Below are 14,547 nucleotides of genomic sequence, written 5' to 3' on the forward strand. Positions count from 1 at the left end.
AAACCATCAATCAGTTCAGCAGGCTGACCTGCTGTACCAAAACCACCAATCATGATGGTTGAGCCATCTTTAATTTGGGATAAGGCTTCGGTTAACGAAGCAGCGCTTTTATCAATCATAATGTTTCCTAGACAAGTGTTTGCCCATTAACTTTTTGAACTTTGAGTTGAGGGCAGAGCAGTGGTATTCGGTTCGCGTTTAGTCAAAAATAAATGTGCAATAACACCGATACAAATGCCCCAAAAGACTGAACTCAGCCCTAAAAAATGCATACCCGATGCAGTAGCAAGGAATGTAATTAGGGCTGCATCACGATGAGATTCATTTTTCATCGCAACTGAAATATTGGTTGCAATTGCACCGAGCAGAGCAAGCCCTGCTAATGCTGCAACGAGTTCTTTCGGCAGTAAGCTAAACAACATGACAATGCTGCCTGCAAATAAACCGCCTAAAATATAAAAAATACCGTTGGCAATGCCTGCGATATAACGCTTTTCTTTTAGTTCATGTGCATCTTTACCCATGCATAACGCAGCAGTAATGGATGCAAGAACAATGGTGATGCCACCGACACAAGCGACAGCAAGAGATGCAATACTGGTTGCCGTGATAATGGGTTTAGCAGGGGTGTCGTAACCACTCAATTTCATGATTGCCATACCCGGTAAAAACTGTCCAGAAAGGCTGACTAAAATAAGTGGAATGGTGAGATTCAGGGTTGAATTCCAAGTCCATTCGGGTGCAATAAACTGTGGAATCGCAAGGGTGAAATTGACATCGACAGGATTCATCTTGCCTAAAAATAGACTCAACACTACGCCTGAAACAATTACCCAAACCATGGCATAGCGCGGCACAAAGCGTTTGGCAATCAAAAATACCATTAACATGCCAAAGACAATGATTGGCATGGTATCTGTAGCCGTAAACAGCCCTAAACCAAACTGAAGAAGAATGCCTGCCATCATGCCAGCTGCGACATCTTGGGGAATCCATTTCAATAGTTTGTCAAAACAGCCAGTAATTCCGATCAGAAAAATGACCACAGCAGAAGTGATATAAGCTGCTACGGCTTCATTTAAAGAGATATGCGGAAATAGCGTGACCAGTAAAGCTGTTCCGGGAGCAGACCAAGCGGTAATCACAGGCACTTTGTATTTAATCGATAGAAAAATACCAGCCGCCGCAGCGCCTATTGAAATTCCCCAAATCCATGAAATCATCATGGCATTTGAGACTTCTGCTTTTTGGGCCGCTTGGAAAAAGATAATTAAAGGACCAGCGTAGGAAATCAGTACTGCCAAAAATCCTGCGACAGTGGCTGAAATTGACCAATCCTCTTTTAACGTTTTAAACAGGGTTGCCATTGGGCTATTGCCTCCATGCGTAGAATTCAATGCACCTGCTGATCTTTGATGAAATCAGATTTAACCCTGATCACCACCACCAACAGGAACCACAGTTCCTGTCATATATGAAGATTCATCTGAAGCAAGGAATACAATGGCATTGACCTGTTCCTGAATACTGCCATAACGACCTAAGAACGTACGATCAATGGTTTGATCAACCACTTCTTGCATCCATTGTTGTTCATTTTCAGAAAGTGGGTTGGCATTACGCGGTACTTTGCGGGGTGGTGCTTCAGTTCCACCCGTTGCAACAGCATTGACACGAATGCCATCTTTGGCATGTTCAAAGGCAAGGGAGGCTGTTAAACCATTTACCCCACCTTTGGATGCTGAGTACGGCACACGGTTAATGCCACGTGTCGCAATAGAAGATACATTTACAATTGTACCTTTCTGATTTTTAATCATTTCAGGTAACACTGCGCGGCAACACCACATGGTTGGGAACAATGAACGATTTACTTCCTTGATAATTTCCTGTTCAGAAAACTCTTGGAAAGGCTTCATCCAGATGGCACCACCGACATTGTTAATCAGGGCATCGACACGACCATACGTTGCAATGGCTTTTTCAACCACCGATTGTGCGCCTGCAAATGTTTCCAAGTCGGCATGGATGGTGACAGCATCACCACCTGATGCTTGAATTTCAGCTAAGACTTCTTGCACGTAAGGAGAAAGGTCTGCCATGACCACTTGTGCACCTTCCGATGCCACTTGCAGTGCAACACCACGACCAATCCCTTGAGCAGCACCCGTCACAATCACGACTTTGTTTGTAAATCTTTGACGATTAGACATTTGATGGATTCCCGAATTAGTTTGCAGAGAATTTTTCAAATAAGAAACTCGCTGGTTTTACACCTTCAGCATCGAGCCAGCCACGAACAGCTTCCACCATAGGCACTGGGCCACATAAATAGATATCAACATCACCATTACTTAACCAATCATTGTCAATATGACCCGTTACATAGCCTTTACGCTCATGCGCAGATTCTGGATTTGCAACCACAGTACGGTATTCAAACCAAGAAAATTGGTCTTGAAGTTGGTTTAATTTTTCAATCGCCACCAAGTCAAAGTCATTGGTAACACCAAAGACTAAACGGACTGGATGTTCTGAACCTTTTTCTTCTAAAACTTGTAGCATCGACATGAACGGTGCAATACCAGTACCACCCGCCAGCATAAGTACAGGACGCGTCACTGGGCGTAAATAGAAACTGCCAAATGGACCCGCAAAAGTCATTTTGTCACCCGCTTGGGCCGTGGCACTTAAAAACTCACTCATTTTTCCATTCGGTACGTTACGTACCACAAAACTGGTTAAACGATTACTCGGTTTAGAACTGAAAGAATAAGAACGCGTTTCGTTAGTATTCGGCAATCCGACATTCACATATTGACCTGCAAGGAAGTGAATGTCAGGTTGATCTTCATCGAGCTGAATATCAAAAGTGATGGTTGAATCTGATAATTTTTCAACACGCTCAAGTGTGCCTTGGAATTGGTGAATTTCTGTTTTACACAGTTCAGAAGAGGCTTGAATTTGAAATACAGCATCAGAAGTCGGGCGACACTGACATGCTAGAACATAGCCTTCAGCGGCTTCTTCAGGTGTTAATGCATCTTCAATATAAGTTTCTTCAGGCATGTCAAACGAACCTGATTCACAAAATGCACGACACGTTCCACAAGCCCCATCTCGACAGTCCAAAGGAATATTGATTTTTTGACGGTAAGCAGCATCAGATAAAGTTTCGCCTTGAACGACGCTGATAAAACGTGTAACGCCATCTTCAAATTGAAGTGCAACATTAAGGTTTGACATGGCTAGAATCCTATAAATATTTAAAACTGGTGTTCTTCTTCAGCCAATTTTCCATTTGACTGAAGAATTTTTGTTTGTTCTTTACAAGTGGTAGATATCAATCACTTGATTGATATAATCATTTTTAAGTACCACATATTTATTGACGATTTTTGGTTCTGCACCAGAAAAATCGATGACATAACGTGACATACCGAAGTAGCTGTAATTGGTTTTATAACGGAAACTGAGTGTATTCCAGTTAAAACGTACCGTAACTAAGTCACTGTTTTGTTCCACAATTTCAATATTGCAAATGTTGTGGCTAGTGCGTGTATCCGGCATCGTTGCAGAAGAACGTTCAGTCTTGATACGGAACACGCGGTCTTCTAAACCTTGACGGTCAGGGTAATAAATCAAAGAGATTTCAGACTGAGGATCTGTAGTCAGTTTGTCATCATCATCCCAAGATGGCATCCAGAATTCTGCTGATGGGGCATAACACTGTAACCAGTCATCCCATTGTTCATCATCCAGAAAACGGGCTTCTTTGTAGAGGAATTGAGCAATTTTTTCTAAAGTCATCGCGCTCATGCGTTTTCTCCTTCAGTTGCAGCAAGTTCTTTTTCAGAAGTAATAGCGTCTTTCATCAGATGTAACCAGTGTTCATGCTGAGCAAGATACAAACCTTCGTCTTCAGTTTTAATTCCTGAAAGTTTTGGTTTTAAACCAATTTCATTGGCTGCATCATCTGGACCTTGAATCCAGTGTTTTGCACCACGGCTCATATCATTCCATTCAAGCGCAATACCGGCATAACCCGCTTGGCAAGCACGGAATTCTTCTAAGTCATCTGGGGTAGCCATACCGGAAGCATTGAAAAAGTCTTCATACTGGCGAATACGACGTGTACGTGCTTCTTTGTCTTCACCAATAGGTGCAATACAGTAAATGGTGACTTCAGTTTTGCTCGGAGACAGTGGACGAAGGACACGAATTTGTGAACCAAACTGATCCATGAAATATACATTCGGGTAGATACACAGGTTACGAGAACGCTCGATCATCCATTTTGACATCGCAGCGCCAAATTTCTCGGTATATTCCTCTGCTTTAGGGAAGTTTGGGCGGTCTTCTGGATTTGCCCATTGCGTCCAAAGTAGCATGTGACCATTGTCAAAACCGTATGAACCACCGCCTTGTTTACCCCAAGAACCGGCACTCATCGCACGAATATTATCGGTTGCTTGAGCTTCTTTACGGTGTTGAGTGGTGGCTGCATAGTTCCAGTGTACGGCAGAAACATGGTAACCATCGGCACCATTTTCAGCAGTTAACTTCCAGTTACCTTCATAGGTATAGGTAGACGCACCGCGTAAAACTTCAAGACCTTGATCAGACTGATCAACAATCATATCGATAATTTTGGTCGCTTCGCCAAGGTATTCTTGTAGCGGAGGAACATCAGGGTTTAAGCTGCCAAATAAAAACCCTTTATAGTTTTCAAAACGAGCAACTTTTTTCAAGTCATGTGAACCGTCTTGATTAAAGCAGTCTGAATAGCCTGCATCAGAAGGATCTTTTACTTTTAATAATTTACCTGAGTTGTTAAATGTCCAACCGTGGAATGGGCAGGTGTAGGTTGCTTTATTGCCTTTTTTATGACGACAAAGTTGCGCCCCACGGTGTGAACATGCATTGATCATTGCATTAAGTTCACCTGCACGGTTACGTGCGATGATGATCGGTTGGCGACCCATATAGGTCGTATAATAATCATTATTATTCGGAATTTGGCTTTCATGTGCCAAGTACACCCAGTTGCCTTCAAAGATGTATTTCATCTCTAAATCGAATAGGGCCTGATCTGTAAAAACTGAACGATGAAGCTTAAATTCACCTGTTTCATAGTTTTCAACGAGTAATTCATCAATGCGATCGAGATGGCTGGTGTTAATTACAGGGATACGAGGCATGTCCGTTCTCCAACTTTCCAAATTTAAGCAAGTTCCCGAAATGTCATGAAATTGACATCTCGGTTCCTTATCATCAGGTCATTAAGCGCTTGCGCGGCGACGTTCAACTTCAGTAGAAGGTGCAGTTGCAGCATCTTTTACAAGTTCAATATTGAACTGAATGTGTTTGAATGCTTTGTCTAAACCGCGACGTGCAATTTCAGCTTCATCCGTTACATCTTCCGCGGTCGCAACTAAACCTTCACGGGTAGCAAATGCAAAGTCATCCCAAAGATATTTATCGCCTTCAATATTGAATTGCGTGGTTAACTTGCGGTAGCCCGGTGCAGATACAAAATAATGCACATGAGAAGGACGGTTACCATGACGACCAAGTTTGTCTAAAACAAATTGAGTCGTACCTTGTGGCGGGCAACCATAGCCAACTGGCATTGTGGTTTGTGCAACATATTGCCCCGCTGTATCACTTAAAACAGTACGACGTAAGTTGAAGTCAGATTGTGACTTATCAAAGAACGAATAGTTGCCTAAGCTGTTGGCATGCCAGATTTCAACTTTAGCCCCTTCAATAAGGTTGCCTTCAGTATCCGTTACTGTACCTTCGATGAATAAAGTCGGAATTTTATCTGTTTCTGAACCATCATCCATACGGGTAAAGCCTACAGACTCAGGTGCACCCGCAACGTATAATGGACCTTCAATGGTACGTGGTGTACCACCTGTAATCCCTGCTTTTGCATCTGCTTCGTCTGCACGAAGGTCAAGATAGTGCTCAAGTCCCAAGCCAGCAGCCAAAAGACCAAGCTCATTGGCTTGACCCGCATCGGTAAAGTACTCTAGACCTTTCCACAATTCTGTTTGTGAAATATCTAAATCTTCAATCGCTTGGAAAAAATCACCCAATAAACGTACAATAATTTGTTGTACACGTGCATCGACAGGACCTGTCGCTGTATCGACGTTCATTTCTTTCACAAGCGCATCAATTTGTTGACGGTTCATACTAATTCTCCTTAAGTATGTAATCTATTTGAGGTGGCTAGCTTTCTCATCCTTTGGACTGCGAGAAAACATTAGCTGCCACATCCTTGTTGAGTTACCGATTGGTATTGCTTTTATTTAAAAGTGACTCTGTTTGATACAGCACACTTTCATTGTAAAAAATCAGGTGTCATCTTCACGGATTGAAGAAGGGTGGCGGTTCAATGCCATCACTTCAATTTCCATGTACGGATACAATGGAAGTCCCTGTAAAATGCTATGCAGTTCTTCATTGCTTTCAACATCAAAAATACTGGTATTTGAATATTGACCTGTAATACGCCAGATATGACGCCATTTACCTTGGCGTTGCAAATCCTGTGAATAGGCTTTTTCAATCGCCTTGATTTCATTGGCTTGATCGCTTGGCATATCCAGTGGAATGTTTACATTCATACGTACTTGGAAAAGCATGTTGATTTCCTTCAATTACTGACGACGTAAATTGTCAATTTTGTTTAAATCAAGTTCGATACCTAAACCAGATACCGTTGGCAGTACCAACTCATAGTTTTGATATTGAAGTGGTGTTTTTAAAATTTCTTCAGTCAACAGTAATGGGCCAAATAATTCTGTGCCATAAGCTAAGTGATCAAAGGTTGAAAAAACATGTGCTGAAGCAATGGTTCCCACAGGGCCTTCAAGCATGGTGCCGCCATAAAGATCAATGCCTGCAAGCTTGGCAATTTTTCCAACTTCGCATCCTTCAATCAGACCACCAGATTGAGCGACCTTAACAGCAAATACAGATGCACCATTATTTCGTGCGATTTGGTAAGCACTGTGTGGGCCATTTAATGATTCATCTGCCATAATGGCGATATCAAAACGGCGCGTTAAACGTTGCATTGCATCTAGGTTTTCAATTGCGCAGGGTTGTTCAATCAGATCAACTCCACCGTCTTGTAATGCTTGAATACCTTTAACTGCTTCAAGTTCTGACCATGCACGATTGACATCGACACGAATAGAAATATCTGCACCCAGTGCTTGTTTTATGGCTAAAACATGAGCGACATCTTCTTCAACTGGGCGTGATCCAATTTTAAGTTTGAATACGTTATGACGTTTCAACTCAATCATTTTCTTTGCTTCAGCAATGTCTTTTTCAGTATTACCTGAAGCGAGTACCCATAAAACGGGAACACTGTCACGCAAACGCCCACCCAAAATTTCACTTAAAGGCAGATTTAAACGCTGTGCTTGAATATCAAGTAGGGCCGTTTGAATCGCACATTTAGCAAAGCGATTGCCATTAATGTTACGTTTAATGCTTTGAATGGTCTGAGCGAAATTTAAGCCTGAAAGTGATTTCAATAAAGGCGCAAAATATGTCTCAATATTCGTTTTTACACTTTCTGGGCTTTCATCACCGTATCCCAACCCACCAATCGTGGTCGCTTCGCCCCATCCTGTAAAACCGTCTTCTGTGACAATTTTTATCAGAACTAATGTTTGGGTTTGCATGGTCGCAACCGCCATCTTGTGCGGGCGGATTGTTGGAATTTCGACAAGCAATGTTTCTATAGATTTATACATCTTTAGCCTTCTCAATCTTGCTTTGTGTATCTCTTGTGGTATACCTTAAAAGAATAAACATTTGCTGTCTAAGATCAAATTTGCATTTTATTATGCTTTAAAGGTATGAATTATTATGGAACTGAGACATTTACGTTATTTTGTGGCGGTTGTGGAAGAGCAAAGTTTCACGAAAGCAGCCGAAAGGCTGTTTATTGCTCAACCTCCTTTGAGTCGTCAGATCCAGAACCTAGAAGCAGAGCTGGGTATACAGCTTTTTGAGCGAGGAAGTCGTCCTTTATTAACGACTGAAGCAGGTCAATTTTTTTATCAACACGCTGTTAAACTTTTGTCTAATGCTGAAGAAATTAAAGCGATGACTCAACGTGTGGGCATGGTTGAGAAAACAGTCACAATGGGCTTTGTTGGTTCTTTGCTTTATGGACTATTGCCCAAAATCGTTTATTTATTTCGTCAACAGCAGCAACATTTAAAAATTGAGCTGATTGAAATGAGCACTAAAGAACAAATACAATCACTTAAAGAAGGTCGTATAGATGTTGGTTTTGGTCGATTACGAATTTCGGATCCCGCCATCAGACGTATACTTTTGCGAGAAGAGCCTTTAATGGTGGCGGTACATGCGAGTCATCCACTGGCTTTGCAAAAGGCAGGGGTATATCTGACAGATATCGTTGATGAAAAATTATTTTTATACCCGAGCCATCCTAAACCTAATTTTTCTACGCAAGTCAGATCACTTTTTTCTGAATATAGTTTAGATCCCAAAAATTTAAAAGAAGTCCGTGAAATCCAGCTCGCACTCGGCTTGGTTGCCGCTGGTGAGGGGATTTGTATTGTTCCTGAAAGTGCTAAAACCATTCAGCTATCACATTTGCACTATATTCCCTTACTTGATGATGCTGCTGTCAGTCCAATCTTTTTGGCAATACGCAGTATGGATGAAAGTGAAGATATTCGTTCATTATTTGACTGCATCTATCAGGTTTATGATCTAGAAGCGATTAAATATGATCGTGCTGTTATTTAAAAACAGAAGGAAATGCTCCCCCCAGTTTTAGTCCACTACTTAGCAAATTAAACCCATCATTTTTAAAAAGACCTGCTCATTAAGTCACATGATTTGATGAACAGGTCTTTTTTTAGAGCAAATAAAGCGCATTTTTATTTTTTTGATATTTTTAAAGTATTGTTTTTCTAATGAAAAAATTAAACACGAACTTTTAAGGTATGAATATATATGTAATCGGTTTTGGACAAAAAAAATGCTTTGCCCCATTCTTTGCTCAATCTAAAGATTCATATGCAGGAGCGCAAAGTGAATACAAATAAACTGAACATCAATACTTTAGTGGATGAAGCCAAATTTACCCCTTTTCATTGGGGGGTACTTATCTGGTGTTTAATGATTATTATTTTCGACGGTTATGATTTAGTCATTTATGGCGTGGTTTTACCGATTCTCATGCAAGAGTGGGCGTTAACGACAGTACAAGCTGGATTGCTTGCCAGTACCGCGTTATTTGGAATGATGTTTGGTGCCATGAGTTTTGGTACGCTTTCAGACAAACTGGGTCGTAAAAAGACCATCATGATTTGTATTACCATTTTTAGTGGTTTTACTTTTCTAGGTGCATTTGCAACCACGCCAACTGAATTTGGAACTTTAAGATTTCTAGCGGGTTTAGGCATAGGTGGGGTCATGCCAAATGTTGTGGCGCTCATGACTGAATATGCACCTAAGCGTATTCGCAGTACTTTGGTTGCCATTATGTTTAGTGGCTATGCCATTGGGGGCATGGCTTCAGCATTATTGGGTGCTTGGTTAGTACCCACTTATGGCTGGAAAATCATGTTTTACCTTGCCAGCATTCCTTTGTTTACTTTACCGTTGATTTGGAAATTTTTACCAGAATCATTGATGTTCTTAACCAAAAAGGGTGAAACAGAACAGACGCGTGCGATTGTGCAAAAAATTGCACCAGAACAAGAGATGACTGCGGAAACAACTTTTGTTTTAAACGAAGCAACTGTGGGTGATGATGCACCGTTACGTGCTTTGTTTCAGCAAGGTCGTATGTTTAGTACCTTAATGTTTTGGGCTGCATTCTTTATGTGCTTGCTTATGGTATATGCATTGGGAAGCTGGTTACCAAAACTTATGATTCAAGCCGGATATTCGTTAGGTGCAAGCTTAATGTTCCTATTCGCACTGAATATTGGCGGTATGATTGGCGCGATTGGTGGCGGAGTTCTAGCAGATAAATTCCATTTAAAACCAGTGCTCACGACTATGTTTACTGTCGGTGCGATTGCGCTTATTTTACTGGGTTTTAATAGTCCACAAGCTGTGCTTTATACCCTTATTGCCGTTGCTGGTGCCGCAACGATTGGCTCGCAAATCTTACTTTATACTTTTGTTGCACAGTTTTACCCAACAGCCGTTCGCTCTACAGGTATGGGTTGGGCTTCAGGTATTGGTCGTATAGGCGCAATTGTTGGGCCCGTTCTGACAGGTGCATTATTAACGTTTGAACTTCCGCATCAAATGAACTTTTTGGTCATCGCCATTCCTGGTGTATTGGCAGCAATCGCTATATTCCTTGTGAATTTAAAAGCTTCTGTAGATGGTCAAACCCACGTGCAGCACAGCATTCAAACGCCATCACTAGAACGTAAAGTGACGCAGTAATTTTCAATATAGACAATAGTCTAGGTGATATAGATCGCCATCGTAGCACTGGTGATCTATTGCTAGACTCTTGTTGAACAATCATAAGTATTGTCGAATAATCATAAGTGAGTTTAGGATGAACACCACGCAATTAACCCAACCAACAGTAAAACGTAACCTTATGATGAGCATGATTGCTTTAAGTATGGGTGGTATGAGTTTATCAACTCAAGCGCAAACCGAACTACCAAGCAAGCAGAGTCAAGAAGTTGAACAGCTAAGACAAGAAGTCCAAGCTTTACGTGAGCTTATTGAACAACAAAAAGTACAGACAGCGCAGACTGCAACTGCCATTGCAGCGGTTCAACGCCCAGCGCCTGTGGCTATAGCACCTGTAGCAAAAACTGCCAAAGGTGCCGAGCTTAATTTTTACGGAAATGTTCGTTTAGATGCATCTTATCAATCTGAAGGTGGCGGTAATGTTAATATGCCGTACAATCAAATTAATTCGGTGCCACTGAAAGGAAATGCTGAAAACAGTGATCGCTTAAAATCGACATTGGCTGCTACCCGTTTAGGTGTTGATTTTAAAAGCCAAGTGGCTGATCAAGAAGTAAAGGGTAAAATTGAGGTGGATTTTCTGGGAGGAGCAAGCCTTGATAATTTACGTATCCGTCATGCTTACTTAACGTATGCCGATTGGCTCATTGGTCAAACTTGGTCAAATTTTGCAGTGCCTGATTATATGCCTGAAACCATAGATGCATTGGCCTATGTGGGTGGAGCTGTGAAACGTACTGCACAGGTACGTCATACCACTAAATTTACCCCACAAACCAATCTGGTTATGGCGCTTGAAGACCCGAAAGATGCTTCAATTACGCAACGTCTACCTGCTTTAACTGCACGTCTAAATCATCAATTTGCCAACAACTTTAATGTCAGTGCACGTGCCATGGGGCATGAAAAAAGAACCAATACAGATGAAGAAATGGCATGGGGTGTGGGTTTAGGGGCTAAGTACGAAGTGGTTCCGGGAACAACTTTAAAAGCAGACTACTACCATGTCAAAGGCGATAGCAGTTTTGTTTCATTTACGAACAGTGGCGTAGTGACACAGGCGGATGGTAGCCTTGTACAAAGTGAGTTTGATTCGATTACTGTCGGTCTTACTCAGCAGTTTAATGAGAAACTACGTGGTACTGTCGGTTATGGTTATATGACTTTTGATGAAGACCCAAACTATATCAATGCATTAGCGGATAAAACGAAAGCCAATAAAGACTTATGGCAAGCTTGGGCAAATGTTTTTTATAGTCCAAGCAAGCCTTTAAGTTTTGGTCTTGAATATGTCTATGGTGAACGTGAAGCATTTGGTGCAGCACCAAATGGTAGCAAGACGGGTGAAGATAATCGTGTAAATGCAGTTGCCATCTATAACTTTTAATCTTCTATAATTGCTAAAAAAAGCCTCTATTTGAAAATAGAGGCTTTTTTATATGAATCATTTTTTAGATTTTATCGACCCATCAACATTATTCTGTAACTTCTACAGTTAAACCATAAGTAAAGTTTTCAGTGGCTGGTTTTTTTGTCGCATCAGGATTTGCTTCTGGGTAAGCCGTGGTAATTAAATAAATACCTGATTGCTCAAATTTAATTTCAACTTCGCCTTTAGCATTGGTTTTTACATGTGGCTGTTCGCGTTTTGCATTTGGCTCATAACTGCCTGCGCCTTTAAATACATCTACTTCAAGGTTTGGAACAGGTTTTCCATTCATTAATACTTGAGCTTTAAGTGACTCACCTGCATATAATTCATTTGGATGAGTCAATAATTTGAATTCAAAGCCTTTTTTACTTGGTACTGGAATAGCAGTAGGTTTGCCCTTAGTGACATAACTTTCAGCAATAAAATGATTGGTCACTTCAAGGGTCTGTGCATTTTCAGGAACCTGATCCGCTGCAATCACGCGTGGTGGTTGAGTATTGACAGGTGCTTTTGGTGTTGCGGCTGTTTCAGCAGGTTTATCCGCAGGTGCTTGCATTGGAGCACGAGCTGGGCGGACACGCAACCAACGACCATCAACCAATGCATATTTGCCATTATTACCCACTGCATCTTGTGTGCGGATACGGTAAGTACCTTCTTTCGGTAAATCAAATTCTGCAATATTAAAGCGTTTTAACGCAGCAGCAGCATTGATCGGTTTTTGTTGACCATCAGGTTCAGTAATGACATAAGTGGTTTTAAAATTATTTCCTGCAACAAAGAATTTTTCTATCGTGATGCCACTTTGGAACGTTATGCTTTGCGCTGCTTTGGTGTCAAACACTTCAGGAAGCAGAAATGGACTCATGGTATGTGCATGACTAAGTACAGGTAATGACGTAAGTAAAGCAATTTTGAACCAATGTTTCATTGTTTGAGACTCCAGATCAACTTTATTTAATAGAATGCACGTAATCTACTTGATAACTACTATCATTATCAATAAAATTCATTAAAAATATTCCGGAGAATCAGCATGTCATCTGCTGTTAGAAATTTTTATCCTATTCGTAAGGCATTTCGTCTTTCGCCATTGGTCATGGCGTTGGCACTGATTTCTCCTTTTCACACAAATGCTGCTGAGCAAAGTGAAAAAATAGAACAATCAGAACAGATTGCAACACAAACACATCGTTTCCATCGTGACCATATATTGGGTACGTCTTTAGATGTAGTGGTTCAAGGTGCTTCTAAGCAAGATGCCAAACGTGCTTTAGATGCCATTCAAAAAGAAATTAGCCAATTAGATCAGGTGTTGTCGACATGGCGTGATGACAGTGAAATTACGGCTTTAAATAACAATAAACAGGCGAATGTTTCAGCAGAACTTTTTGAGGTGATTGCAGCTTGTGAAACTTGGCGTGATAAAACTTGTGGTGCTTTTGATGCACGATTGGGGCAACTCATTACCTTGTGGGAACAATCACAAGGTGTGGTTAAACTGGATGAAGTAACTCGTACACAAGTGTTAAATCAGTTGCAATCTGACAGTGTCAACTTAGACGCAGAACAGCGTAGCATCGCAATTGATTCAGCTGTGAAATTTGCACCTGATGCCTATGCGAAAGGTTACATTATTGACCGTGCATTGGTTGCAGCACGTCAAGCCGTACCAAGCATTGAAGGTTTGTTGGTTGATATTGGGGGTGATATCCGTGTCTGGGGTAATGCACCGCAAAAAGAGGGCTGGAAAATTGGGGTGCAAGATGCCTTTGCGCATAATGACAATAGCGCGCCACAACAAGTTTTGAATTTAAATGATCAAGCGATTGCATTTAGTGGACAGGGCTACCGTACATTGGCAAGACAAAGTCATTTACTTGACGCAAAAACTGGTATGCCTTTACAACATGTTGAACAATGTGTCGTGGTCGGAACGTGTGCCGCAGATGCCGATGCTTTAGCCACGGCTTTAGCTGCAATGAGCCCAGCAGAAGGCTTAGAGTTGATTGAGGCACTTATTGGTTATGAAGCTAAACTGACTTTAACCGATGGGCAAGCTCATCAAAGTTCGGGCTGGAACAGCTTGGTTCAAATGCCACAAAATGCAGAAATGCATACTGTCGCAGCGAGTCAATCCGCAGCTAAATGGCCAGCAGGCTATCAAGCCGTGATTGACTTGACGATTCCTAAAATGGATGTGGAAAAATACCGCGCGCCTTATGTTTCGGTCTGGGTCACGGATGCCAATAAGCAAATTGTCCGTACTTTGGCAGTTTGGGGTAAAGATGAGAAATGGATTAACTCCAACTATGTTTGGTGGCGCCGTTATGGTCGTCAAATGCCAAACTTGGATGCAACGGCTAAACCATCACGTCAGCCTGGTCAGTACAAGTTAGCTTGGGATGGTAAAGATGAAACTGGTAAAGCAGTAGCGGCAGGAAAGTACCTGATTCATATTGAAACATCACGTGAGCATGGCGAGCATTCTTATCAAACTTTTGCTTTGGATGTTAAAGCCAAAGGCTCAAACCAAACCCTACCTGCGCAAAAAGAAATTGGTGCAGTCAAACTTAATTTTCAGAAAGTGAACTAAGGCT

At 41.4% G+C, this 14,547-nt stretch carries 14 protein-coding genes; 4 read left to right on the forward strand and 10 right to left on the reverse strand.

Annotated elements, in window-relative coordinates; genetic code table 11:
* From BLV99_RS12075 to BLV99_RS12115, 9 genes are all read right to left on the reverse strand, one after another.
* The coding region (locus tag BLV99_RS12075) for a CoA-transferase (protein WP_280138278.1) at window positions 1-119 on the reverse strand (119 nt) is incomplete at its 3' end.
* Window positions 120-146: 27 nt separating this feature from the next.
* Entirely contained in the window at window positions 147-1,367 is a 1,221-nt protein-coding gene (gene benE, locus BLV99_RS12080; RefSeq protein WP_092690981.1) for a benzoate/H(+) symporter BenE, read from the reverse strand.
* A gap of 60 nt (window positions 1,368-1,427) precedes the next feature.
* Complete coding sequence (benD, locus tag BLV99_RS12085; protein ID WP_092690984.1) at window positions 1,428-2,213, reverse strand: benzoate diol dehydrogenase BenD; 786 nt, start codon at window positions 2,211-2,213, stop codon at window positions 1,428-1,430.
* 16 nt (window positions 2,214-2,229) lie between these two features.
* Window positions 2,230-3,246: a benzoate 1,2-dioxygenase electron transfer component BenC gene (benC, locus tag BLV99_RS12090; RefSeq protein ID WP_092690986.1), complete on the reverse strand. Its 1,017-nt coding sequence runs from the start codon at window positions 3,244-3,246 to the stop codon at window positions 2,230-2,232.
* A gap of 81 nt (window positions 3,247-3,327) precedes the next feature.
* Window positions 3,328-3,819 carry a benzoate 1,2-dioxygenase small subunit gene (gene benB / locus BLV99_RS12095; RefSeq protein WP_092690989.1) on the reverse strand — a complete coding sequence of 164 codons (492 nt, stop codon included), beginning with the start codon at window positions 3,817-3,819 and terminating at the stop codon, window positions 3,328-3,330.
* Entirely contained in the window at window positions 3,816-5,201 is a 1,386-nt protein-coding gene (gene benA / locus BLV99_RS12100) for a benzoate 1,2-dioxygenase large subunit (protein WP_092690991.1), read from the reverse strand. The genes benB and benA overlap by 4 nt, the downstream gene beginning before the upstream one ends.
* An 81-nt stretch (window positions 5,202-5,282) precedes the next feature.
* Window positions 5,283-6,203: a catechol 1,2-dioxygenase gene (catA, locus tag BLV99_RS12105; protein WP_092690994.1), complete on the reverse strand. Its 921-nt coding sequence runs from the start codon at window positions 6,201-6,203 to the stop codon at window positions 5,283-5,285.
* 162 nt (window positions 6,204-6,365) lie between these two features.
* Window positions 6,366-6,656, reverse strand: a complete 291-nt coding sequence (catC, locus tag BLV99_RS12110; protein WP_086185312.1) for a muconolactone Delta-isomerase — start codon at window positions 6,654-6,656, stop codon at window positions 6,366-6,368.
* A gap of 15 nt (window positions 6,657-6,671) precedes the next feature.
* Window positions 6,672-7,781 (reverse strand): muconate/chloromuconate family cycloisomerase, encoded by a 1,110-nt coding sequence (locus tag BLV99_RS12115; protein WP_092690996.1) that lies wholly within the window; start codon window positions 7,779-7,781, stop codon window positions 6,672-6,674.
* Window positions 7,782-7,896: 115 nt separating this feature from the next.
* On the opposite strand from BLV99_RS12115, the gene BLV99_RS12120 reads away from it, so the two are divergent.
* The 3 genes from BLV99_RS12120 to BLV99_RS12130 all read left to right on the forward strand — a co-directional run bounded on the left by BLV99_RS12120 (window position 7,897) and on the right by BLV99_RS12130 (window position 11,902).
* Window positions 7,897-8,811, forward strand: coding sequence for a LysR family transcriptional regulator (locus BLV99_RS12120; RefSeq protein WP_092690999.1), 915 nt, complete (start codon window positions 7,897-7,899; stop codon window positions 8,809-8,811).
* Window positions 8,812-9,099: 288 nt separating this feature from the next.
* On the forward strand, window positions 9,100-10,473 hold the full coding sequence (locus BLV99_RS12125; protein ID WP_086185335.1) for an MFS transporter: 1,374 nt from the start codon (window positions 9,100-9,102) through the stop codon (window positions 10,471-10,473).
* A gap of 118 nt (window positions 10,474-10,591) precedes the next feature.
* Window positions 10,592-11,902, forward strand: a complete 1,311-nt coding sequence (locus BLV99_RS12130) for a DcaP family trimeric outer membrane transporter (RefSeq protein ID WP_092691001.1) — start codon at window positions 10,592-10,594, stop codon at window positions 11,900-11,902.
* Between the two features lie 88 nt (window positions 11,903-11,990).
* Here the strand turns inward: BLV99_RS12130 and BLV99_RS12135 are convergent, their stop codons facing one another.
* Window positions 11,991-12,878, reverse strand: coding sequence for a DUF4198 domain-containing protein (locus BLV99_RS12135; protein ID WP_092691004.1), 888 nt, complete (start codon window positions 12,876-12,878; stop codon window positions 11,991-11,993).
* 105 nt (window positions 12,879-12,983) lie between these two features.
* Here BLV99_RS12135 and BLV99_RS12140 point away from each other — a divergent pair, with 105 nt between their 5' ends.
* Window positions 12,984-14,543: a DUF2271 domain-containing protein gene (locus tag BLV99_RS12140; RefSeq protein WP_092691006.1), complete on the forward strand. Its 1,560-nt coding sequence runs from the start codon at window positions 12,984-12,986 to the stop codon at window positions 14,541-14,543.
* Window positions 14,544-14,547: the final 4 nt, after the last annotated feature.

This window comes from Acinetobacter kyonggiensis (assembly GCF_900107285.1).
GTDB classification, from domain to species: Bacteria; Pseudomonadota; Gammaproteobacteria; order Pseudomonadales; family Moraxellaceae; genus Acinetobacter; species Acinetobacter kyonggiensis.

Coding starts and splice junctions, on each gene's coding strand:
- benE (WP_092690981.1), bottom strand. CDS start 1,367: ATGGCAACCCTGTTTAAAACGTTAAAAGAGGATTGGTCAATTTCAGCC.
- benD (WP_092690984.1), bottom strand. CDS start 2,213: ATGTCTAATCGTCAAAGATTTACAAACAAAGTCGTGATTGTGACGGGT.
- benC (WP_092690986.1), bottom strand. CDS start 3,246: ATGTCAAACCTTAATGTTGCACTTCAATTTGAAGATGGCGTTACACGT.
- benB (WP_092690989.1), bottom strand. CDS start 3,819: ATGAGCGCGATGACTTTAGAAAAAATTGCTCAATTCCTCTACAAAGAA.
- benA (WP_092690991.1), bottom strand. CDS start 5,201: ATGCCTCGTATCCCTGTAATTAACACCAGCCATCTCGATCGCATTGAT.
- catA (WP_092690994.1), bottom strand. CDS start 6,203: ATGAACCGTCAACAAATTGATGCGCTTGTGAAAGAAATGAACGTCGAT.
- catC (WP_086185312.1), bottom strand. CDS start 6,656: ATGCTTTTCCAAGTACGTATGAATGTAAACATTCCACTGGATATGCCA.
- BLV99_RS12115 (WP_092690996.1), bottom strand. CDS start 7,781: ATGTATAAATCTATAGAAACATTGCTTGTCGAAATTCCAACAATCCGC.
- BLV99_RS12120 (WP_092690999.1), top strand. CDS start 7,897: ATGGAACTGAGACATTTACGTTATTTTGTGGCGGTTGTGGAAGAGCAA.
- BLV99_RS12130 (WP_092691001.1), top strand. CDS start 10,592: ATGAACACCACGCAATTAACCCAACCAACAGTAAAACGTAACCTTATG.
- BLV99_RS12135 (WP_092691004.1), bottom strand. CDS start 12,878: ATGAAACATTGGTTCAAAATTGCTTTACTTACGTCATTACCTGTACTT.
- BLV99_RS12140 (WP_092691006.1), top strand. CDS start 12,984: ATGTCATCTGCTGTTAGAAATTTTTATCCTATTCGTAAGGCATTTCGT.